This is a genomic window from Clostridium sp. AF27-2AA (assembly GCF_003478505.1).
Lineage (GTDB): Bacteria > Bacillota > Clostridia > Lachnospirales > Lachnospiraceae > Brotaphodocola.
In genome coordinates, this window is record NZ_QUFI01000019.1 from 15,534 (window position 1) to 36,546 (window position 21,013).

Consider the following 21,013-nt stretch of genomic DNA (forward strand, 5'->3'; position numbering starts at 1 on the left):
TTTAATCCATCGGGAAAAATGTGAGCTGGTAGGTCTTGATGACCGCGCCGGAGTTCACATCCACGATTTCCAGGGTGCCCTGGTCCGTTCCATCCATGCTCTCGATGCTGGTGAAATTCACCGGAAGGAGCACATCTCCCTTGATGGTAGTAGACTGGGTCAGGATCTTATAATGCGGATTATCTGCCGTACCCTGATGCAGTCGGATCTGGATGGTGACGCTGGAGCTTCCGGCACCAGGACCGATCAGGCTGCTTAAGTCATACACCTGATTGATGGATGCCACGTAGCGCTGATGCTTCACCTCCGGGCCGCTGCTGACTACATAGTCGATCTTGCTGCCCTTTGCCAGCTGGGTTCCGGATGAAACGGACTGGCTGATGATGGAACCTTTCTCGACGGTATCACTGGATTCGGTAGAGGTATTTCCCGGCATGAGGTCATTCTCTGCCAGAAGCGCAATGGCCTCTTCCTCCGTTTTTCCCACCAGATACGGTGCCGGAACCTTGTCCACATGCGGGCCGCTGCTCACATACAGATATACGGTGCCGCCGTCTTCCACCAGTTCCGGCTCATAACGCATCACCGTACCTGCCTTGATCGTTTCATCCTCTTCTTCTACAACCTGGACCTTCAGGCCTTTGCTCTCCAGAAAGCTGACCGCCGTGGTTTCATCCAGTTCTGTAATACCAAGCTTACTTAAATCCAGCTTGTCTGTGCCGTTGCTGATAACAACATTCACCTGACCGCCCTTTAATACAATGGTTCCAGCTGCCGGATCCTGTTTTGCGACATGGCCCTTTTCCACATCATCAAAATACTCGTAGGTACGTTTCATCGTCAGAGAGCTGTCCTTTAGCGTACTCTCTGCCATATCCTCAGAAAGTCCCAAGACTGACGGCATAGACACCTCCGTGTCCTTTAAGATCAGTTCCCCGGTTTCCGTCTGGCTGCTCTCTGTCTGGGAATTACCAAGCATTCCGCCTCCGGCCCGAAAAAAAGCGCCAAGTTTGGAAAATACCACGATCAGCACGGCTACAACTACGATAGCCGCCACGATCCCGGCCCCGGCCAGAATCCGCTCAATATGGGGATTGGCCCGGTCCTCATCCTCGTCCCGGCTGCGGCGCTTTGCCGGTGCCTTGGACATTTCGGACGGTCTTTGCGGTCTTCTGCCGCGCTCCAGCTCCGGTGTTTCCGGAATAGTTTCCTCCCGGTACCCTTCCCAGGCCGCTTTGGCCTCCCGATCATAGGTTTCTTTTCGTTCCGGTTCCAGACGCTCCGTCCGGTGGAACTGTTTGATCTGGGAGAGCTGTTCACTGCTGATCTGAACTGTTTCTCCATTTAAGGCCCGCTCTTCCACATCCACAGAGCTGCTGCCTGCTTCCGATGGACGGATCAGCGCCGCGCGAAGATCCGTGATCACATCCTGGGCACTGCGGTAACGGCGCTCCGGCTTTTTCTCCATGCAGCGCAGAATGATCCGCTCCAGGCTCACCGGAATCTCCGGATTGTAAACGCTCGGCGGCACCACCACATCCTCCAGATGAGCCAGGGCGATGGCAACGGTGTTGTCCCCCTCAAAAGGCACACGCCCGGTTACCATCTCATACATGGTTACTCCGAGAGAATAAATGTCGCTTCGCTCGTCGCTAAAGCCGCCTCTGGCCTGCTCCGGCGAGATATAATGTACAGAGCCCATGGCAGAGGAAGTCATGGTCTGGGCCGATACTGCCCTCGCAATGCCAAAATCCGCCACTTTCACCTTGCCATCTTTGGAAATGATCATGTTCTGCGGCTTAATGTCGCGGTGAATGATATGCTGTTCATGCGCCGCCGCAATTCCCTGGGCCACCTGAATGGCAATGCCGATGGTTTCCTTAACCTCCAGCCGCCCTTTCTTCTGAATATAGCTTTTCAGGGTAATGCCCTCGATCAGTTCCATGACTATGTAATGGAGTTTTCCCTCATCGATAACGTCGTAAACACTGACAATATTCGGATGGGACAGTCCGGCTGCAGACTGAGCCTCCATCTTAAACTTGCTGACAAAATTGCTGTCATTGCAGAATTCTTCCTTCAGGACCTTGATGGCCACCAGGCGGTTCAGCTTATGGCATTTTGCTTTATATACCACAGACATGCCGCCGGAGCCGATCTGCTCTAATATTTCATAACGGTCCTGCAAAAATGTTCCGGGTCTCAGTATCATAAGCTCACCTCACTTATCTGCGGTTCAACCAGAACAACGGAAATGTTATCCTGACCGCCGCTGCGGTTTGCTGCATCCACCAGAGCTTTTGCCCGGGCTTCTACTCCGTCCTCGGAACGGATGATGTATTCCATTTCCAGTTCGTCTACCATGTTGCTTAAACCGTCCGAACACATGAGAATCTGATCTCCGCTCTTTAATTTCAGCGCAAACAGATCGGTATCGACATCCTCGCTGACACCTACCGCTCTGGTAATGATATTTTTCTTTTCCATGTAGTCCCGGCTGCCCCGCTTTAGCTTACCCATGGCAACCAGTTCTTCCACATAAGAATGATCCTTCGTAATCTGCTCAAGGGCTCCACGCAGCAGATAAAGACGGCTGTCCCCGATATTCGCCACGTAAAGTACGTTTCCCCGGATAGTGGCTAACACCAGCGTGCTGCCGGTTCCATTAAGTTCCGGATTCGTGCTGGCCTGCTCGTAAAGCTCCCGGTTCACTTTTCGGATTCCTTCCTTTAAGATGCCATGAACATCCCGGTCCGGATACGGAGTTTCAAAGAACCTCACCAGGTTCTCCACCACGAAACGGGAAGCGAAATCCCCCGCCTGGTGTCCTCCCATGCCGTCCGCCACAATAAACAGGTTTTCCAGGGATCCGATGGGCTTTTTGCTGGCATAAATAAAATCCTGGTTCATGCTCCGCTTCTGTCCGGTGTCTGTCAGTGCGCATGCCTCCATGATCAGATTCCCCCTTTCCCTTCCTCTTCCAGGAAACTCTTTCTAAGCTGTCCGCAGGCACCGTTGATGTCGCGGCCCATCTCCCGGCGGACCGTCACGTTGATGCCATTTTTTTCCAGATAAGCCTGAAACGCCTCAATGGCCCTCCGGTCTGACTGACGGTAATCCCGCTCCTTGATCGGATTGACCGGGATCAGGTTCACATGTCCATGCATGCCTTTGATCAGGGCTGTAAGTGCCTTTGCCTCTTCCAGATTATCGTTCACGCCGCTCACCAGGCTGTACTCAAAGGTCAGCCGCCGTCCGGTCTTCTCAAAATAAGTCTGGCAGGCCGGCAGAATCTCTTTTAAGCTGTAACGATTCGCGATCGGCATGAGGGTCCTTCGAACCTCATCATTTGGCGCATGGAGAGACAGCGCCAGTGTGATCTGGATGTTCTCCTCTGCCAGCCTCAAAATGTTCGGCACAATGCCACAGGTAGACAGCGTGATATTTCTCTGACTGATGTTCAGGCCATTCTCATCGGTAATCATACGCAGGAAACGGATCACATTGTCGTAATTGTCAAGCGGCTCTCCAGAACCCATGATGACAATGTTGGATACCCGTTCCCCCGTCAAAGTCTGGATCCGGTAAATCTGGTCCAGCATCTCCGCCGGTGTCAGGTTGCGCTCCAGTCCGTCCAGGGTGGACGCACAGAAACGGCAGCCCATGCGGCAGCCCACCTGCGAGGAAATACAGACACTGTTTCCGTGATGGTACTGCATCCACACACTCTCGATCACATTGCCGTCTGCCAAGCGGAACAGATATTTCCGGGTGCCGTCGATCTGGGATATCTTCACATCTGCCGGGTACAGCGCCGTGAGGACAAACTGCTCTTTCAACTTTTCGCGAAGCGGCTTGGAGAGATTGCTCATCTCATCAAAATCTGCCACCAGCTTCTGATGAAGCCACTGGTAAATCTGCTTTGCCCGGAAGGGCTTATCTCCCATCTGGCGGATGGCCTCAGTCAGTTCCTCCAGAGTCAGGGATTTGATGTCTTGCTTTTCCATAATCGTAACTTCTACTCCTTTCTCCGGAATGCGGAGATAAAGAACCCATCACATGGGTATCTGCCCGGCAGAAGCTGGACATAACCATCTTTCATGGTTTCTTCTGCCACCTGACTGCCGAACGCCCCCTCAATGCTCACCGGCTCAAATGGAAGTGTTTCCAGAATCCAGTTTCTCTGGTCTTCATTTTCCAGATGATCGATGGTACAGGTGCTGTAAATGAGCTTTCCTCCTGGCTTTACATAGTTCCAGACCACAGACAGAATGTCCTTCTGGAGCTCTGCCAGATCTTCTAAATCTTCTTTTGTCACCTGATACTTGATATCCGGCTTCTTGCCAATGATGCCAAGACCGGAGCACGGAAGATCCGCAATGACGATATCCGCCTGTTTTTCCCAGGACGGATCTTTTTCCAGCGCATCCCACACCTCTGCCCGGATATTGGTAAATCCGGTCCGGCGGATGTTATCCTCCACCAGCAGGATCTTATTTTCTGTTAAGTCCCGGACAACGACCTGTCCGGTGCCAGCAAGCTTATCCGCGATGTGCAGGCTCTTTCCGCCCGGGGCGCCGCACACATCCAGAACCACATCTCCCGGCTTCGGATCTGCCGCCTCCCCCACAAAGGAGGAGCTTACATCCTGAACCGTGATCCAGCCATTCCGGAATGCCGCAACGGCATCCAGATAATCATAGCCGGAAAGAAGAAGGGCATGGTCGGCCAGCGGATTTTTCTGTACCGTGACATGATCCTGTTCCAGACTGTGAAGAATCTCTTCCATGGAAGCCCGGTCCAGATTGCAGCGCACAGAAGTAGGTCGCTCCTCTAGGAAAGCCTGCAGCATACGCTCTACTGTCTCTGCCGGATATTGCTGTTTCCAGAGTTCGATGATCCAGTCCGGCATGGAATATTTCCGGGACCAGTCGGTGAACAAAAAGGTTTCTTTTTCTCTGGAAATGGTGCGAAGCACTCCGTTTACAAAGCCTTTCAGGCCGTGGAACTTCCGTTTTACCGCAAGCTTCACAGCCTCATCACATACCGCGCTGTCCGGGATCCGGTCCATCTTTAAGATCTGGTATACAGACATCCGAAGAATGGTACGGATCACCGGCTTCATTTTCTTTACTTTTGTTTTAGAACACTGGTCAATCACCGCATCGATGGTCAGAAGATATTCAAGGGTTCCTTCCGCGACTCTTGTAATAAACGCACGGTTCTGCTTTTCCAGATACTGATGCTTATCCAGTGCTTTTTTTAATACCACATGGCTGTAACCGCCATATTCCAGGATTTCCAGAAGGATATCCAGGATCAGTTCCCGCTCTTTGGTCGGGCCGTTCTGCTTAGTCATTTCGTCTGCGTCCTCCAAACAGGATGATCAGCCGCGCAAGCTGTAAAATGGAAGCGGCCGCTGCTGCCACATAGGTCAGGGCTGCTGCCCCCAGCACCTTTCTGGTGCCATCCACCTCATCTCCCTGAAGAATGCCAAGACTATCTACCAGATGCACCGCACGGGAGGAAGCATTGAACTCTACCGGCAGGGTGATGATCTGGAATAACACAGCCAGCACAAACATCCAGATGCCAATCTCAATGAACGGAGTCAGTCCGATAAAAAAGCCCAGGATGATGAGGGGCAGGGAAATTTTGCTTCCAAAGTTTGCGATCGGCACAAACGCAGAGCGCAGGCGAAGAGGCGCGTAGCCTACATTATCCTGAATGGCATGCCCGCACTCATGAGCCGCCACACCCACTGCCGCAATGGAAGTGCTTCCATAAACAGACTCCGATAAGTTTACGGTTTTGGTCCGCGGGTCATAGTGGTCCGTGAGCTGTCCCCGCACAGGCTGGACAGTCACATCGTAAATGCCCTGGGACTGTAAAAGGCGTTTTGCCGCTTCCGCGCCGGTCATCCCGGTCATGCTGCGCACGCGGGAATAGCGCTGGAATGTACTGTTCACTTTGGAGGATGCCCACAGAGATAACAGGGCACCGATATATACAAGGATCATTGTCGGATCAAACAGGCTGTAACCAAGCCCGTAATAACCATAGCCACCGTACATGACTACTCACTCCTTTCCATGATGCAGCCGGACTCTACCTGGTATCCCCTGAGGAATGCCGCGGTATCCATCCGCTTCTTTCCTTCTAACTGAAGGCTGGTGACGCATAATACGCCGTTTCCGGTCTGGATCTTTAAGCCCTCATCGCTGGCGCTGATGACACTGCCGCAGGGAGCTTTTGTTTCCGGGTCCGGAAGCACCTTTGCCTCCCAGATTTTTAACATTTTACCATTCCATCTGGTGAATGCGCTGGGCCACGGGTTTAAACCGCGCACCAGACGTTCAATGGAAACCGCGTCCATGGTCCAGTCAATGTCACCCATGGATTTGGAAATTTTCTTTACATAGGTTGCCTGGGCGTGATCCTGCGGCTGCGGGGTGATTTCTCCCTTTTCCAGCTTGCTTAAGGTCGAAAGGATCAGATCTCCACCCAGAAGGCTTAACCGGTCAAACAGGCTTCCGCCGGTCTCATCCGGATTCAGTTTTATCACAGTTTTCTCCAGCATATCGCCTGTATCCATCTCCACATCCATCATCATGGTGGTAATGCCGGTCTCTTCATCACCGTTGATGACAGCCCACTGGATCGGGGCTGCGCCGCGGTACTTTGGAAGCAGGGACGCGTGGATGTTCACACATCCGTATTTTGGCAGGTCTAACAGACTCTTTGGAAGGATCTGGCCAAAGGCAATGACCACCATAGCGTCTGGTTTTAACGTGCGCATCTCCTCCACAAAGGCTTCATCCCTTGCGCGCACCGGCTGATAAACCGGAATATTGTGCTTTAAGGCACACTCTTTGACCGGAGACATATGGATCTCCTTGCCCCGTCCCTTAGGCTTATCCGGCTGAGTGACTACTGCAGCGACCTCATGCTCCGAAGCCACCAGGGCTTCTAATGTCGGCACCGAAAAATCCGGTGTTCCCATAAATATGATTCTCATAGGCTTATTCTTCCTCCGGTTCTGCTGTGGTATCCATCAGTTCGCCCTCTACTAAGTCTACATAGAGCTGGCCGTGAAGATGCGCGCACTCATGACAGATGCAGCGGGCTAACAGCTCCTCGCCCTCTAACTCAAACTGCTCCATATTTTCATCGTAAGCCCGGACAACCACGTGATTCGGGCGGGTTACCATGCCGGCCTTTCCCGGTACACTAAGGCAGCCCTCCTGTCCGGTCTGGCTTCCGCTCTGCTCAATAATTTCCGGATTGATGAGCACATACTGGTTGCCGTCATCTACATCCATGACCACGATCTGCTTTAATACGCCCACCTGCGGTGCTGCCAGGCCCACGCCGTTTGCCTCATACATGGTCTCAAACATGTCTTCGATCAGCTCCGCGATACGCGGGGTGATCTCCTTGACCGGTTTGCATTCCTTTCTTAAAATATCATCTCCGATGGTTCTTACCTGTCTGATTGCCATTATTCTTCGTCCTTTCTGTATCGCATTTATATGAAATCACACTGGAGCGTCAGCTTTTTGCAGCTTTCTGTCTCGTCCCAGCGCATTTTGACATACTTCTGGATTTTTATTAGTATATCATAGTTTTCATGTTTCATATATAAAATTTTTCTGTAGATATCGTGAACTTTATATACCGGTGCCGGAACCGGTCCAATGATCTCGGCTGCTTCCCCGAAATGTTTCTGCACGGATCCCGCGATGGCATCCATGATCCGGCTCATAAGCTCCTCATTTTCTCCTGCCACCTGCATGCACAGCATATGGCAGGCCGGAGGATAATGCATCAGCCTCCGGTACCCCATCTCCTGACGGTAAAAGGCCCCATAATCCTGGGCCGCCGCTGTCTGGATGCTATAATGCTCCGGCATATAGGTCTGGATCAGCGCTGTCCCTGCCTGTCTCCCGCGGCCCGCACGGCCTGCTGCCTGAACCAGAAGCTCAAACGTCCGCTCCGCTGCCGCAAAATCCGGCGCATACAGCGACACATCTGCCGCCAGCACGCCCACCAGGGTCACTCCCGGAAAATCATGACCTTTTACAATCATCTGGGTGCCAATGAGAATATCTGCCTTGCCCTTTGCAAATGCCGACAGAATCTTCTCATGGCCGCCCTTTCTCGAGGTAGTATCCAAATCCATCCGCAGAATTTTCGCCTGGGGAAACATCTGAACTGCCATCTCCTCAATCTTCTGGGTGCCGATACCAAATCCCGCCAGATACGGAGACCCGCAGTGCGGGCACAGCTTCGGCATGGGAATCTGATAACCGCAGTAATGACACACTAGTCTCTGGTGGTTATGCAGCGTCAGAGACACATCGCAGTGCGGGCATTTTACCGCCTCACCGCAGCTTCTGCAGGAAACAAAGCTGGAATAGCCCCTCCGGTTGATAAACAGCATGATCTGCTCCTTTTTCTCCAACCGGTCCCTGATCAGCTCCTGCAGACGCACACTGAATATGGATTTGTTGCCGGTCTCCATCTCCTTTCGCAGATCCACAACCTCCACCGCCGCCATCTCACTTCCCGCCTTTGCCCGCTTTGTCAGCGTAAACAGGCGGTAAATTCCGGCTTCCGCTTTTGCGTAGGCCTCCACCGATGGCGTGGCGGAGCCCATCACCAGAGCCGCGCCGCTTAGCGCGGCCAGTTTTTCAGCCACATCTCTTGCATGGTAGCGCGGCGACGTCTCACTCTTATAAGCACCCTCATGCTCCTCATCGATGATGATGAGTCCAAGATTGGGAAACGGCGTAAAAAGCGCCGATCTGGCACCGATCATAATATCCGTCTCTCCATTTCTGGCCCGCTCAAACTGGTCACACTTTTCTCCGGCAGAAAGCCTGGAATGCATAACACAGATACGGCGGCCGAAACGGCTGTAAAAACGGCTCACCGTCTGGTAGGTCAGGGCAATCTCCGGAATCAGCACGATGACCTGTTTTCCCTGCTGCAGCACATGGTCGATCAGGGCCATGTAAACTTCGGTTTTGCCGCTGCCTGTGACACCATGGATGAGACAGGGAGCGCGGTCGCCGGAGTCATAGGAAGTGATGAAGGCATCCGTAATGGACTGCTGCTCGGAATTTAAGAAGATGGCTGAACCGTCTCCCGCTGGCTCTGCCGCTTCTTTCCATGCCGCTTCCAGACTTCCTGCCGGTTTTGCCTTGGCCTGTTCCAGACCTTCGCCCGGCAGCTCCGTCATCCCCGCCACAGTCTCCACAATCTTCTTATTCCGTGCCTTCACCCTCTTCTTCACCGGGAGCACCGTCTTCAGCGCCTGATTCATGGTAGAGCCATACTGCTCCTTCATCCACCAGGCCAGCTCAATCAGCCGGGCATCCGCCGTAATACTCTTCTCAGTAACACCGATGATCTCTTTTATTTTGTCTTTATCATAATCCGGCCTGCCTGTGATTTCCACCACATAGCCGGTTCGTGTTCTGTTTCCTGAACCAAAAGGGACGCAGACCTGCACCCCCACACGGATCTGCGGCAAAAGCGCCGGCGGGATCCGGTACTGGAATACCCGGTCTACGTCTTCATGGGAAATATCTATAATGATGCTGGCATACTGATCTGCCATATATACTCCTGTCTGTTGCCTGTTTTAATCTTTCAGCAGCCTTGCTGCCACCTCCCCCAGCTTCATGCTGTTGGAGCCCTTTAAGAGCACACAGTCGCCCGGCTGCAGCTTTGCCTTTACGCTCTCAGCCAGCGCATCCCGCTGGTTCTCATCAAAATGAAGATACTCTGCTTTCATGCCGGCACGCTTTGCTCCGCGCGCAATCTGTTCTGCCAGTTCTCCATAAGTAAACAGAATATCCACCGGATGGGATTTCATCCAGCTTCCGACCTCATAATGGAACTTCGGGGAATCCGGTCCCAGCTCCTTCATATCAGCAAGCACCGCAATACGGCGTCCCTTTGCTTTCGCCTCCAGGACCTCCAGACCAGCCTTCATGGAAACCGGACTCGCGTTGTAGGTGTCATCAATAATGGTAACTCCATTTTTCTCCGCGATCTGCTGGCGGTTTTTGAATCCGGTAAAGGCAGCCAGGCTCTTCACTGCGCCGGAAAGCGGAACTCCGCTTAAATCTGCTACAGCCAAAGCCACCATGGCATTCAGCACATTGTGGCGCCCCATGATGCTTAAGCGCACCATATACTTTTCTCCACGGCAGTTTGCGGTAAACACCGGGTAGCCATCCTCGCTGCGGATATCCTCGGCCCGGTACTCGGAATTCTCTCTAGTTCCGTAATATACGGTACGGCAGCCCGCTTTGGCTTTTGTATCTTTTAGCAGCGGGTCATTCCCATTTAAGAACAGAATGCCGCCATCCTTTAAACCATCCTGAATAGTCAGCTTCTCATGATAAATGTTTTCCTGACTTCCCAGCTGTTCAATATGGGTGATGCCAACATTGGTGATCACAGCCATATCTACCTGGGCAATCTTTGCGATGACGGTCAGTTCCCCCGGCATGCTCATGCCAAGTTCCAGCACACCAATCTCATCGGCGGAAGTAATCTCAGACAGCGTGATTGGCACCCCCACCTGGCTGTTGGAATTTCCCGGAGTCTTGTATACCTGGTACTTCGCGGAAAGTGCTGCTGCCACCATTTCACGGGTCGTGGTCTTTCCCACACTTCCGGTGATGCCCACAAGCGGCAGGCTTAACCGGCTGCGGTAATAGCGGCCGATGTCCTGCAGCGCCTTTTTGGTATCAGCCACACGGATCCAGGCATGCTCCACATCCTCTGCCGTATCATGCTCGGAAGTCAGCACAGCCACCGCGCCCGCGCCAAAGGCCTGCTCTATAAAACGATGCGCATCCACCTTTTCCCCAATGAGCGGCACAAACAGGTCATTTCCCTTCATGGTTCTCGAATCAATGCTCAAATGTGCAATCTTCTGTGTTTCGTTTCCACACAGAAGCCGGCCGCCCGTGGCAGCCACAATCTCTTTTACCGTTATATTTTCCATTTCCGGATCTCTTTTCCTGTTTCTTTTCTTCCAAGTGCCTGCAGGCTCTGTTTTCGCATTCCTGCTTTTCAAAGCCTGCCGCACACATGTTCCCTTACAAATTCTTCACAACCTCTTCCACCACCGCACGGTCCAGGAATGGGTAACGCACACCGTTGATCTCCTGATAGTCCTCATGGCCCTTGCCAATGATGGCAATCATATCGCCCGGCTCCGCGTGAGTGATGCTGTAGGTAATGGCCTCTTTCCGGTCCGGAATCTCAATGAATTTACCGCCGGTCTTCTCAATGCTGCCGCGGATATCCGCAATGATATCCTCCACCTTTTCAAACCGGGAGTTGTCTGCGGTGATGATGGACAGATCCGCCATGCGGCCGCCAATCTCCCCCATAGAGTAACGACGGTCCTTCGAGCGGTTTCCACCGCAGCCAAAGACTACTACCAGACGCTTCGGATGGTACTCCCTAAGCGTTGCCAGAAGGCTCTCCATGCTGACTGCGTTGTGGGCGTAGTCTACGATGACGCAGCACTTCTCAGAGGTGTATACAATCTCCATACGGCCGTTGATTTTCAGGTGCTCCAGGGCATGCTGCAGCTTTTCTGCCGGAACACCAACCCACAGAGTAACCGCTGCTGCCGCCAGCGCATTGTATACATTAAATTTGCCAGGGATGCTGACACGCACCGGAATCTGGTGCTCGCCCCTGATATCAAACTCCACGCCCACAAAATCCGGCTCAGAGACATAATGAATGTTCTCTGCCTGGAAACCGGCGCCCTCTTTCAGGCCAAATCCGGTCCATGCGCACGGAATGTCTTTTACAATATCGTCAATATGTTCATCATCCACGTTGATCAGGGCACGGTCACACTGGTGGAACAGCTGTTTCTTGTAATATAAATACTCCGCAAAGTCCGCGTGCTCATCTTTTCCGATGTGATCCGGAGAAATGTTGGTGAAGAGCCCATAGTTGAAGTGAATACCTGCCACCCGGTGCATCTTCATGGCCTGGGAGGAAACCTCCATCACGCAGCACTCACAGCCAGCTTCCACCATCTTCGCGAAATAGCGGTGCAGATCATAGGATTCCGGTGTGGTATTCACGGTTGGAAAATGTTCTTCTCCGATGTAAACGCCATTGGTACCAATCATACCGGTCTTTTTACCGGCAGTCTCCAGAATGGTCTTGATCATATGGGTGGTGGTGGTCTTTCCCTTGGTACCGGTTACCCCGATCATGGTAAGCTTCCGGGATGGATAGCCAAAGCGTGCTGCCGATAACAGAGCCAGCGCCTCTCTTCCGTTTTCGGTCTCCACCACAGTGACATCCTCCGGTGTCTCCACCGGATGCTCGGTCACAAGTACCTTTACTCCTGCCTCTGTCACCTGAGGAATAAAATCATGGGAATCGATTTTCGTACCCTTCATGCAGACAAACACCGCGCCAGGAGCAGCCTTTCTGGAGTCGTACACAACCTCGTTTACCTCCACGTCCAGGCTTCCCTGAACCAGCTTGTAAGAAAGTCCCTCTAACCAGTCTTTTATCGTCATACTCTTGTCTGTCCTTTCTTAATTTCTATCCGTCTGCTTTCGTTTGCACTGCGCAAAATTCTGGCATAGCGGACTTCCACGCAAAAAGCGCAGCTGCCAGAGCAGCCCACGCCTTCGCGACAATTTCAAATTAGAATAATCCGGTGATCACACCATTTTCATCCACATCAATGCCATCTGCCGCCGGTTTCTTCGGAAGTCCCGGCATGGTCATGATGGCCCCGGTCAGCACTACCACGAAGCCGGCTCCAGCGGATACATAAGCATCACGCACATTGATGGTAAATCCGGTCGGACGTCCCAGCTTGGTCTGGTCATCGGACAGGGAGTACTGAGTCTTCGCCATGCAGACCGGAAGATTGCCAAAGCCCATCTCCTCAATGCGGGCCAGCGCTTTGGATGCAGCCGGTGCATAGGAAACACCATCCGCGCCGTAAATCTCGGTGGCAATGGTCTTTACCTTATCCTTTAAGCTCATCTCATCCGGGTACAGGGCATGGTAATGGCTCTCCTTATTTGCAAGGGTGTCAAGAACCTTCTGTGCCAGGGCTTCTCCGCCCTCTCCGCCTTTTGCCCATACCTCAGAAAGAGCGAACTCACAGCCACGCTCCTCACAGAAATCGCGGATGAACGCATACTCTGCTTCCGTATCGGTCACAAAGGAGTTTAAGGTTACCACAACCGGAACACCAAATTTCTGCAGATTTTCAATGTGCTTCTCCAGGTTCACAATACCCTTCTTTAAAGCATCCAGGTTCTCTGCGGAAAGCTCGGTCTTCGGCACACCGCCGTTGTACTTTAACGCGCGGACGGTTGCCACCAGAACCACTGCATTCGGCTTTAAGTCTGCCTTGCGGCACTTGATATCCAGGAATTTCTCAGCGCCCAGATCTGCGCCGAATCCAGCCTCGGTTACCACGATATCAGCCAGCTTTAAGGCTGTCTTGGTCGCGCGCACACTGTTGCAGCCATGGGCAATATTCGCGAACGGTCCGCCGTGTACCAGGGCTCCGGTATGCTCCAGAGTCTGGATCAGGTTCGGCTTGATGGCATCCTTTAACAGGGCCGCCATGGCACCTACTGCGTTTAACTGCGCTGCGGTAACCGGCTCTCCGGCATAATTATATGCGACAATGACCTTGCCGAGACGCTCTTTTAAATCATTCATGTCATTGGCCAGGCACAGAATTGCCATGATCTCGGAAGCTACGGTGATGACAAAATGATCCTCACGAACCACGCCGTCGGCCTTTGCGCCAAGGCCAACCACCACATTACGCAGTACACGGTCGTTCATGTCCAGGCAGCGTTTCCAGAGGATCTGTCTGGTATCAATCTGAAGAGCGTTGCCCTGCTGGATGTGGTTATCCAGGAGTGCTGCCAGAAGGTTATTGGCAGAAGTGATGGCATGGAAATCACCGGTAAAATGAAGGTTTAAATCCTCCATCGGAACAACCTGGGCAAATCCGCCGCCTGCTGCTCCGCCCTTAATGCCGAAGCACGGTCCCAGAGATGGCTCACGCAGCGCGATCATGGTCTTTTTTCCAAGTCTTGTAAGAGCATCTGCCAGGCCAATGCTTGTGGTAGTCTTTCCTTCTCCTGCCGGAGTCGGATTGATGGCAGTTACCAGAACCAGTTTTCCGTCCGGACGGTCTTTAACCTGCTGCCACAGTTCATCCGTGATCTTTGCCTTATACTTACCGTACAGTTCCAGATCATCCTCAACAATTCCATAGCTCTCTGCAACCTCTTTGATTGGAAGCTTTACCGCCTCCTGCGCGATTTCGATATCTGTTTTCATAGCCAGATTCCTCCCTTTTCATGTGTAGTGTGGATTAAATGATCTGATCAAACTCTTCCATGGTCATAAGAACCTTGCGGGGCTTTGTTCCCTCTTCCTCTCCGACCACACCGGCCTCTGCCAGCTGGTCCATGATTCTTGCGGCACGGTTGAATCCAATCTTGAACATGCGCTGCAGCATTCCAATGGATGCCTTTTCTTTTTCTATTATGAAACGGCCTGCCTGCTCAAAGTACTCGTCCCGGCTGTTAGACGGGCCGGAGGCTTGGGCAGAAGGAGCCGAATTCATACTGTTTTCCACCTCCGGACTGTACTGGGCGCTAAGCCCCTGCTCGGTTAAGAAGTCCACTACCTGCTGGACTTCCGTATCTGAGACAAAGGCGCCCTGCACTCGCTGCGGCTTCGGGAAGCCTGCCGGATAAAAGAGCATATCACCCTTTCCTAAAAGCTTTTCCGCGCCATTCATGTCAATAATGGTACGGGAATCCACTCCGGAAGAAACGGAGAACGCGATTCGTGACGGCACGTTGGCCTTGATGAGACCGGTGATGACATTGACAGACGGTCTCTGGGTCGCGATGACCAGATGAATGCCTGCCGCGCGGGCCAGCTGGGCCAGACGGCAGATGGCATCCTCTACTTCGCCCGGAGCCACCATCATCAGATCCGCAAGCTCATCAACGATGATGACGATCTGCGGCAGCTTCTTCGGTTTGTTCTCATCTTCGATATCCTGAATAGTTTCAATCTTCGCGTTGTATCCCTTTACGTCACGCACTCCGTATTTGGCAAACTTCTTGTAACGATCCGTCATCTCTGCCACTGCCCAGTTTAACGCGCCGGATGCCTTCTTCGGATCCGTCACGACCGGGATCAGAAGATGCGGGATACCATTATATACACTGAGCTCTACGACCTTCGGGTCTACCATGATAAGCTTGACATCCTCCGGATCTGCCTTGTAGATGATGCTCATGATGATGGTATTGATGCAGACAGACTTACCGGATCCGGTAGCGCCCGCGATCAGCAGATGCGGCATCTTGGCAATATCCGTCACCACAACCTGACCTCCGATGTCTTTACCAACCGCAAAAGCCAGCTTTGACGGGTGCTTTTGGAAGGTATCAGACTCCAGCAGGTCACGCAGGAATACGGATGTTTTCTCCTTGTTCGGAACCTCAATACCCACGGCAGACTTGCCCGGGATCGGCGCCTCAATACGGATATCCTCCGCAGCCAGGCTTAATTTGATGTCATCGGCCAGACCCACGATCTTGCTGACCTTGACCCCCTGCTCCGGATGAAGCTCATAACGGGTAACAGAAGGGCCGCAGCTGATATTCGTCACGGTAACGCCAACGCCAAAATTCCGGAGCGTCTGCTGCAGCTTCACAGCTGTCTCCCGGTACTCCTGCTCAGAATAGCCGCCGGAATTTCTGCCGCCGCGCTTTAAGAGGCTGAGGGGCGGATAGACATATTCCTTCTTCGGTTCCTCTTCCGTTTCCTGAATCTGCTGTTCCACAGTCGCTTCACTGTCTGCAGTTTCTGCTTCTTTCTTCGCTGCTGCCGCTTTCTTTGCAGACTCCAGCTTCTTCTGAAGAGCCTCGGTATCGGTATCGATCACCTTGCCGCCGGCTGTTACCACATGCTTGTTCCCTTCCGGGATTGCGAAATCGGTGTTCTGCTCCGTCTTAACGGTGTAAGCCACATCCGGCTCTGGAAGATACTCCTCCGGGGCTGCCTCCTGCCATGCAGGCTCCTGCGGCCGGGTATATGTACACTCCTCATGTTCTGCTTTTGCAGGCTCATCCCACGGAGCCTCATCCTGAATCTGCTCCGGTTCCTGCTGATGCCCTGACAGCACTGTCTGATCATGCGCCGGATTCACCGCGGATTCTTCATCCAGTCTTCTGGCACCGCCGGTAAAAACCTCCCCCGCCTGCTCAAACTGTCCAAAACCGGACTCTGTCAGGCGCTTTGCCGCTGCCTCCAGATCATAGTCATCTTCCGGCATGGTAATACTGCCTGTAAAAATATCCGACAGATCCGGTTCCATGGCTTCCTCCGGAGACAGGCGCCGCCCGCGCGATGTTCCGGGAGCCGGAGCCTCCTCTGACGCCTCATCCGCAGCCTGACTGCCGGCCTGCAGGTCTGCGCTGCCGCCATCTTCACTGCTTTTCCCGTAATCTTCTTCATTGCTGCCATCCCTGCCAGCTTCGAAGCCTTCTTGCGGCATATCCTCTGCATCTTCATTGTCAGAAGCTGACAGCTTCGTGGAACCCAAATTCACGCCCCGCACCCGCTGCTCCTCCCGAAGACGCCTTCGTTCTTCCTGACGCTCGGCATAAAGCTCACGGCGCCGCTCCATATCTTCTCTTGCGTGCTGATAGGCCACATCGCTGTGACGTTTTACCGCTTTCACAAAAGAGCGCTGGGTAATGCACACCATGCAGATGATCATTCCAACCGCCATGACCAGAAATGCTCCGATACTTCCGATAAAGGCACGGATTCCGCCAAACAGCAGGCCTCCAAACAGGCCTCCGCCCATACCGGATGCTGCTGAAAGGCGGTAATATTCAAAAATGCCTTTCCCTGCTTCCGGCTGCTGCCCGAACATCATCTGTGAAAAACCACATAACAGGAAAAACGCTGCGGCCGTAGCAACGGTCTTTTGCAGTACAATCCGGTTTTCGCGGTTGGCCTGATAAAAGCAGGTTCCGATAAAGAGAACCAGCGGAGCCACATAGCCCGGAAGGCCAAACAGGCCAATCTGGATTCCTCTTAAGAAATCACCTGCAAATCCGCACAAATGAAAATTGCTCAAAAATAAAAGCACAGCCAGAGCAAATGACCCTAACACAATGACCTCTGCACGGACCAGTCCCTCCTGCTCCGGTTCCGGCTCCTGGACCCGCCTCGGTCTGCCCGGTTTGCGTCCTTCTGACGCTCCCTGAGCACCGGAACGCACAGACTTTCTACTGCCTGCCGCTTTTCCCGTTCTGTCTGAATTTACTCGATTTTGCTGTTTCTTCGCTGCCACAAACTTCGGCCTCCTCTTTCCCAATGTAGTTAGTATACAAAAAAATATCAGGAAATGCAAGCCACGGAAAACCGGACACAGGATTCCCAAACGGTCCCGACAGAGCTTACGCTCCTGCTTCAATCTGCTGATACAAATACCTAAGTGCCTCCCGGATCCCTCCAACCTCATCGATCAGTCCGGCCTTTACCGTATCCTGGCCTACCAGCACAGTACCGAGATCTTTCGTCAGCATTTCCGTGTTCAGCATCAGCTTCTTCACCTGATCGTAGGCGATCTTTGCGTGCTCACTCACAAAAGTCAGGATCCGGTCCTGGATCATCTCAAAATACTCATAAGTCTGGGAAGCCCCGATCACGGTCCCGCTCATCCGCACAGGATGCACCATCATGGTCCCAGTCGGCACAATAAAGGAATGATCTGTTGACACTGCAAGCGGCACTCCGATGGAATGGCTGCCGCCCAGGACCAGGGATACCGTCGGCATGGAAAGAGAGGCGATCATCTCCGCAATGGCCAGGCCGGCATCTACATCACCTCCAGAAGTATTTAGCAATACCAGAAGGCCTTCCACGCTGTCGTCATCTTCCAGCTGCGCCAGCTTTGGCAGGATTTGGTCATATTTGGTGGTTTTCGTATTGCCGGAAAGATTTTCATGGCCTTCCACTTCTCCGATAATGGAAAGCAGACAGATTTTGTGTTTGCCGTTGCTGCCATCCAGGATAGCCCGGGCATCGTTCTGATTCACATTTTCTTCGTTATTCATATAAGGATCTCCTTCTCTTCCATACTATAGATATTTACAAATATCCCCCATAACTCAGGATATATTCGCATTTTCTCCGCGAATGCGTTATACTAGGGGCAATACGAAATCCGGAGGAATTATGAGTGATGTCAGACTATACCGTAAGCAGAATTTTACCCACCGATAAGCGCGCTGTGCGCCAGATGGACGCATTATTAGAAAAAGAAGGAATCGAGCGGGACAAAAACCTCGATTACAGCATCGGACTGTTCGATGATAATTACGATCTTGTGGCAACCGGATCCTGTTTTGCCAACACACTGCGCTGTATGGCTGTTTCTTCCGAGCATCAGGGAGAAGGCCTGATGAACCAGATCATCTCCCATCTGATCGAGTTTCAGTACAGCCGCGGCAACACCAGTCTCTTTCTGTATACAAAATGTAATACTGCGCGTTTCTTTGGTGATCTGGGCTTTTACGAAATTGCCCGGGTAGAAGGCAAAGTTGTTTTCATGGAAAACCGCAGGACCGGCTTTGCCGATTATCTGAAGCGGCTGCAGAAAGAAACCGCAGATTTCACGGCAACAGAAGGAAATCCGGCTCCGCCTGTGAAAACCGGTGCTGTCATCATGAATGCCAACCCCTTCACCCTGGGTCACCGCTACCTCTTAGAGCAGGCAGCCTCAGCCGTAGATCTGCTCCATGTGTTTGTGGTATCCGAAGATGTCTCCCTCGTTCCTTTCTCCGTCCGCAAACGGCTGGTGGCAGAGGGCTGCGCAGATCTTCCAAATGTGATCTGCCACGAAACCGGTCCCTACATGATTTCCAACGCCACCTTCCCATCCTACTTTTTAAAAGACTCCGACACTGTCATCCGGTCCCACGCCAAGCTGGATATTCAGGTCTTTCTGCGCATTGCCAAGGCCCTGTCCGTGACCGACCGCTTCGTGGGCGAAGAACCCTTTAGCCAGGTAACCGGCATCTACAATCAGGTGATGGCAGAGGAACTGACAGCCGCAGGCCTTGGCTGCAACATCATCCCGCGAAAGGCCGATGAGGACGGTGCCATCAGCGCCTCCGAGGTACGCTGCCTGATCAGAGGCGGCAACTTTGAAGCACTAAAAAAGAAGGTGCCAGCATGCACCTTCCAGTATTTCACCTCCGAGGCCGCCGAACCTGTCATTCAGAAGATCCGGTCAGCCGCAGAGGTACGGCATTACTAAATTTTACATCAGCGGCGCAAACAGCCGCAGCACCTTACCCGCGATCTTCTTCGGCATCGGATAGGTTCTGCAGTCTTCCAGTGTGATCTCCTGACAGTGTTTCAGGGTTTCCTGGAAGTCGGCTTCGGCCTGCTGTACAGCCGGATTCCTGAACAAGTACACGGCGCACTCAAAATGCAGATGCAGGCTCCGGTAGTCCATGTTGATGGAGCCTACCACTGCCTTGGTGTTGTCGCTGGTAAATACTTTCGCGTGCACAAAGCCCGGTATATATTCGTAAATCTTTACGCCGGCCTGCAGAAGCTCCGCGTAATAAGACCTGGCCAGCAGGTACGCGTAGATCTTGTCTGGAATATGCGGCATGATGATGATCGTCTCAATACCGCGCTTTGCCGCAAACGTCAGTGAAGTGATCATATCACTGTCCAGGATCAGATACGGTGTCATGATATGCACATAATAGCGGGATTCGTTTAAAATATCCATATAAACATGCTGTCCTACTGTCTCGTTATCCAGCGGACTGTCCCCGTATGGCATCACAAAGCCGGTACCGTCCGGCTCTTTCGGGTTTGAAGCAGCCGGCCGGTACAGATACTGGGCATAATCATCCGTTCTGTGTTCTGTAATATTCCACATCTGCAGAAACATCATCAGAAATCCGGTGGCCGCATCACCCTTCAGCATAATGGCGGTATCCTTCCAGTGTCCAAACCGCACCTTGCGGTTAATGTACTCGTCTGCCAGATTCACTCCGCCGGTAAAGGCAGTGTGGCCATCAATGACTGTGATCTTACGGTGGTCGCGGTTATTCTGATAGGAAGAAAGGACCGGACGCACCGGAGAAAACATCTTGCAGTGGATTCCGTATTTTTCCAGCTGCTTTGGATATCCGTAAGGCATCAGGGTAAGACAGCACATACCATCGTACATAAAACGCACTTCCACACCGGCGGCCGCCTTCTCTTTCAGGATTTCCAGAATACTGTCCCACATTTCGCCTTTTTCCACGATAAAATATTCCATGAAAATATAACGTTCTGCTTTCCTCAGTTCCTCCAGAAGCACCGGATACATGTCATCTCCCAGCGGAAAATACTGTGCGCTGGTGTTTTCCCAGATTGGATATCCTCCATACCTGTTCATATAGTAGGCCAGCCGCGCAGTTCCCCGGCTTTCACGGTACAGACGTTCCATAACCTCCGGCCGCTGTCTCAGCATCGATTCCGTTTCCTTTATAATTTCTTTCAGTCTCCTGTCAATGGCCCGGGTTCCCGGCTGCGTCTCCACAAACAGATAAAACAATGCGCCAAACACCGGAAACACCAGCACAGGAATGATCCAGGAAAGCTGATAAGATGGATTCTGATTTTTATTGATAATGTAGATCACAACAACCGCACTCAGTCCAACAAAGCCGCCATACAGGTAAAATACATGTTCCCGCAGCCACTGAAAGCTCAGACAGAGGATCACAAGCTGGATCAGAAGTGCCGTGATCACAAATGTGGTTCGCCCGAATATTACCCGCAGAAAACGTCCCCAGGTCTTCTTTTTCGGCTTATGCAGTTCCCATTCTTCCTGAATATTCATAGTTCTAGTCTCCTGTCTGCTACT

Annotated in this window: 15 protein-coding genes; 1 reads left to right on the forward strand and 14 read right to left on the reverse strand. The window is 52.5% G+C overall.

Annotation, left to right across the window (positions count from 1 at the left end):
- Nucleotide 1: 1 nt before the first annotated feature.
- The 13 genes from pknB to DWY84_RS11320 form a co-directional block, all read right to left on the reverse strand.
- Complete coding sequence (gene pknB, locus DWY84_RS11260; protein WP_118533332.1) at nucleotides 2–2,212, reverse strand: Stk1 family PASTA domain-containing Ser/Thr kinase; 2,211 nt, start codon at nucleotides 2,210–2,212, stop codon at nucleotides 2–4.
- Nucleotides 2,209–2,952 (reverse strand): Stp1/IreP family PP2C-type Ser/Thr phosphatase, encoded by a 744-nt coding sequence (locus DWY84_RS11265; protein WP_118533334.1) that lies wholly within the window; start codon nucleotides 2,950–2,952, stop codon nucleotides 2,209–2,211. The genes pknB and DWY84_RS11265 overlap by 4 nt, the downstream gene beginning before the upstream one ends.
- Before the next feature lie 2 nt (nucleotides 2,953–2,954).
- Nucleotides 2,955–4,007, reverse strand: a complete 1,053-nt coding sequence (gene rlmN / locus DWY84_RS11270; RefSeq protein WP_118533336.1) for a 23S rRNA (adenine(2503)-C(2))-methyltransferase RlmN — start codon at nucleotides 4,005–4,007, stop codon at nucleotides 2,955–2,957.
- An 11-nt stretch (nucleotides 4,008–4,018) separates the two neighbouring features.
- Entirely contained in the window at nucleotides 4,019–5,359 is a 1,341-nt protein-coding gene (gene rsmB, locus DWY84_RS11275; protein WP_118533338.1) for a 16S rRNA (cytosine(967)-C(5))-methyltransferase RsmB, read from the reverse strand.
- The gene (locus DWY84_RS11280) at nucleotides 5,352–6,074 is read right to left on the reverse strand and encodes a zinc metallopeptidase (RefSeq protein ID WP_118533340.1); all 723 of its coding nucleotides are present in this window, start codon (nucleotides 6,072–6,074) and stop codon (nucleotides 5,352–5,354) included. The genes rsmB and DWY84_RS11280 overlap by 8 nt, the downstream gene beginning before the upstream one ends.
- Before the next feature lie 2 nt (nucleotides 6,075–6,076).
- Nucleotides 6,077–7,018 (reverse strand): methionyl-tRNA formyltransferase, encoded by a 942-nt coding sequence (gene fmt / locus DWY84_RS11285; RefSeq protein WP_118533342.1) that lies wholly within the window; start codon nucleotides 7,016–7,018, stop codon nucleotides 6,077–6,079.
- A 4-nt stretch (nucleotides 7,019–7,022) separates the two neighbouring features.
- Nucleotides 7,023–7,502 carry a peptide deformylase gene (gene def, locus DWY84_RS11290; RefSeq protein ID WP_118533344.1) on the reverse strand — a complete coding sequence of 160 codons (480 nt, stop codon included), beginning with the start codon at nucleotides 7,500–7,502 and terminating at the stop codon, nucleotides 7,023–7,025.
- 26 nt (nucleotides 7,503–7,528) lie between these two features.
- A complete protein-coding gene (gene priA, locus DWY84_RS11295) occupies nucleotides 7,529–9,625 on the reverse strand; it encodes a primosomal protein N' (RefSeq protein WP_118533346.1) in 2,097 nt (698 codons plus the stop codon).
- 24 nt (nucleotides 9,626–9,649) lie between these two features.
- The gene (murF, locus tag DWY84_RS11300; protein ID WP_118533348.1) at nucleotides 9,650–11,026 is read right to left on the reverse strand and encodes a UDP-N-acetylmuramoyl-tripeptide--D-alanyl-D-alanine ligase; all 1,377 of its coding nucleotides are present in this window, start codon (nucleotides 11,024–11,026) and stop codon (nucleotides 9,650–9,652) included.
- 94 nt (nucleotides 11,027–11,120) lie between these two features.
- The gene (locus tag DWY84_RS11305; RefSeq protein ID WP_118533350.1) at nucleotides 11,121–12,578 is read right to left on the reverse strand and encodes a UDP-N-acetylmuramoyl-L-alanyl-D-glutamate--2,6-diaminopimelate ligase; all 1,458 of its coding nucleotides are present in this window, start codon (nucleotides 12,576–12,578) and stop codon (nucleotides 11,121–11,123) included.
- 130 nt (nucleotides 12,579–12,708) lie between these two features.
- On the reverse strand, nucleotides 12,709–14,379 hold the full coding sequence (locus tag DWY84_RS11310) for a formate--tetrahydrofolate ligase (protein WP_118533352.1): 1,671 nt from the start codon (nucleotides 14,377–14,379) through the stop codon (nucleotides 12,709–12,711).
- Between the two features lie 34 nt (nucleotides 14,380–14,413).
- On the reverse strand, nucleotides 14,414–17,425 hold the full coding sequence (locus tag DWY84_RS11315) for a DNA translocase FtsK 4TM domain-containing protein (RefSeq protein ID WP_347560792.1): 3,012 nt from the start codon (nucleotides 17,423–17,425) through the stop codon (nucleotides 14,414–14,416).
- A gap of 106 nt (nucleotides 17,426–17,531) precedes the next feature.
- Nucleotides 17,532–18,191, reverse strand: coding sequence for an ATP-dependent Clp protease proteolytic subunit (locus DWY84_RS11320; protein WP_118533354.1), 660 nt, complete (start codon nucleotides 18,189–18,191; stop codon nucleotides 17,532–17,534).
- A gap of 128 nt (nucleotides 18,192–18,319) precedes the next feature.
- Between DWY84_RS11320 and citC the strand changes: the two genes are divergently transcribed.
- Nucleotides 18,320–19,396, forward strand: coding sequence for a [citrate (pro-3S)-lyase] ligase (citC, locus tag DWY84_RS11325; RefSeq protein WP_118533356.1), 1,077 nt, complete (start codon nucleotides 18,320–18,322; stop codon nucleotides 19,394–19,396).
- Nucleotides 19,397–19,399: 3 nt separating this feature from the next.
- Here the strand turns inward: citC and cls are convergent, their stop codons facing one another.
- Nucleotides 19,400–20,989 (reverse strand): cardiolipin synthase, encoded by a 1,590-nt coding sequence (cls, locus tag DWY84_RS11330; RefSeq protein WP_118533358.1) that lies wholly within the window; start codon nucleotides 20,987–20,989, stop codon nucleotides 19,400–19,402.
- Nucleotides 20,990–21,013: the final 24 nt, after the last annotated feature.

Coding starts and splice junctions, on each gene's coding strand:
- rlmN (WP_118533336.1), bottom strand. CDS start 4,007: ATGGAAAAGCAAGACATCAAATCCCTGACTCTGGAGGAACTGACTGAG.
- def (WP_118533344.1), bottom strand. CDS start 7,502: ATGGCAATCAGACAGGTAAGAACCATCGGAGATGATATTTTAAGAAAG.
- citC (WP_118533356.1), top strand. CDS start 18,320: ATGTCAGACTATACCGTAAGCAGAATTTTACCCACCGATAAGCGCGCT.
- priA (WP_118533346.1), bottom strand. CDS start 9,625: ATGGCAGATCAGTATGCCAGCATCATTATAGATATTTCCCATGAAGAC.
- DWY84_RS11320 (WP_118533354.1), bottom strand. CDS start 18,191: ATGAATAACGAAGAAAATGTGAATCAGAACGATGCCCGGGCTATCCTG.
- cls (WP_118533358.1), bottom strand. CDS start 20,989: ATGAATATTCAGGAAGAATGGGAACTGCATAAGCCGAAAAAGAAGACC.
- murF (WP_118533348.1), bottom strand. CDS start 11,026: ATGGAAAATATAACGGTAAAAGAGATTGTGGCTGCCACGGGCGGCCGG.
- rsmB (WP_118533338.1), bottom strand. CDS start 5,359: ATGACTAAGCAGAACGGCCCGACCAAAGAGCGGGAACTGATCCTGGAT.
- pknB (WP_118533332.1), bottom strand. CDS start 2,212: ATGATACTGAGACCCGGAACATTTTTGCAGGACCGTTATGAAATATTA.
- DWY84_RS11305 (WP_118533350.1), bottom strand. CDS start 12,578: ATGACGATAAAAGACTGGTTAGAGGGACTTTCTTACAAGCTGGTTCAG.
- DWY84_RS11265 (WP_118533334.1), bottom strand. CDS start 2,952: ATGGAGGCATGCGCACTGACAGACACCGGACAGAAGCGGAGCATGAAC.
- DWY84_RS11310 (WP_118533352.1), bottom strand. CDS start 14,379: ATGAAAACAGATATCGAAATCGCGCAGGAGGCGGTAAAGCTTCCAATC.
- fmt (WP_118533342.1), bottom strand. CDS start 7,018: ATGAGAATCATATTTATGGGAACACCGGATTTTTCGGTGCCGACATTA.
- DWY84_RS11280 (WP_118533340.1), bottom strand. CDS start 6,074: ATGTACGGTGGCTATGGTTATTACGGGCTTGGTTACAGCCTGTTTGAT.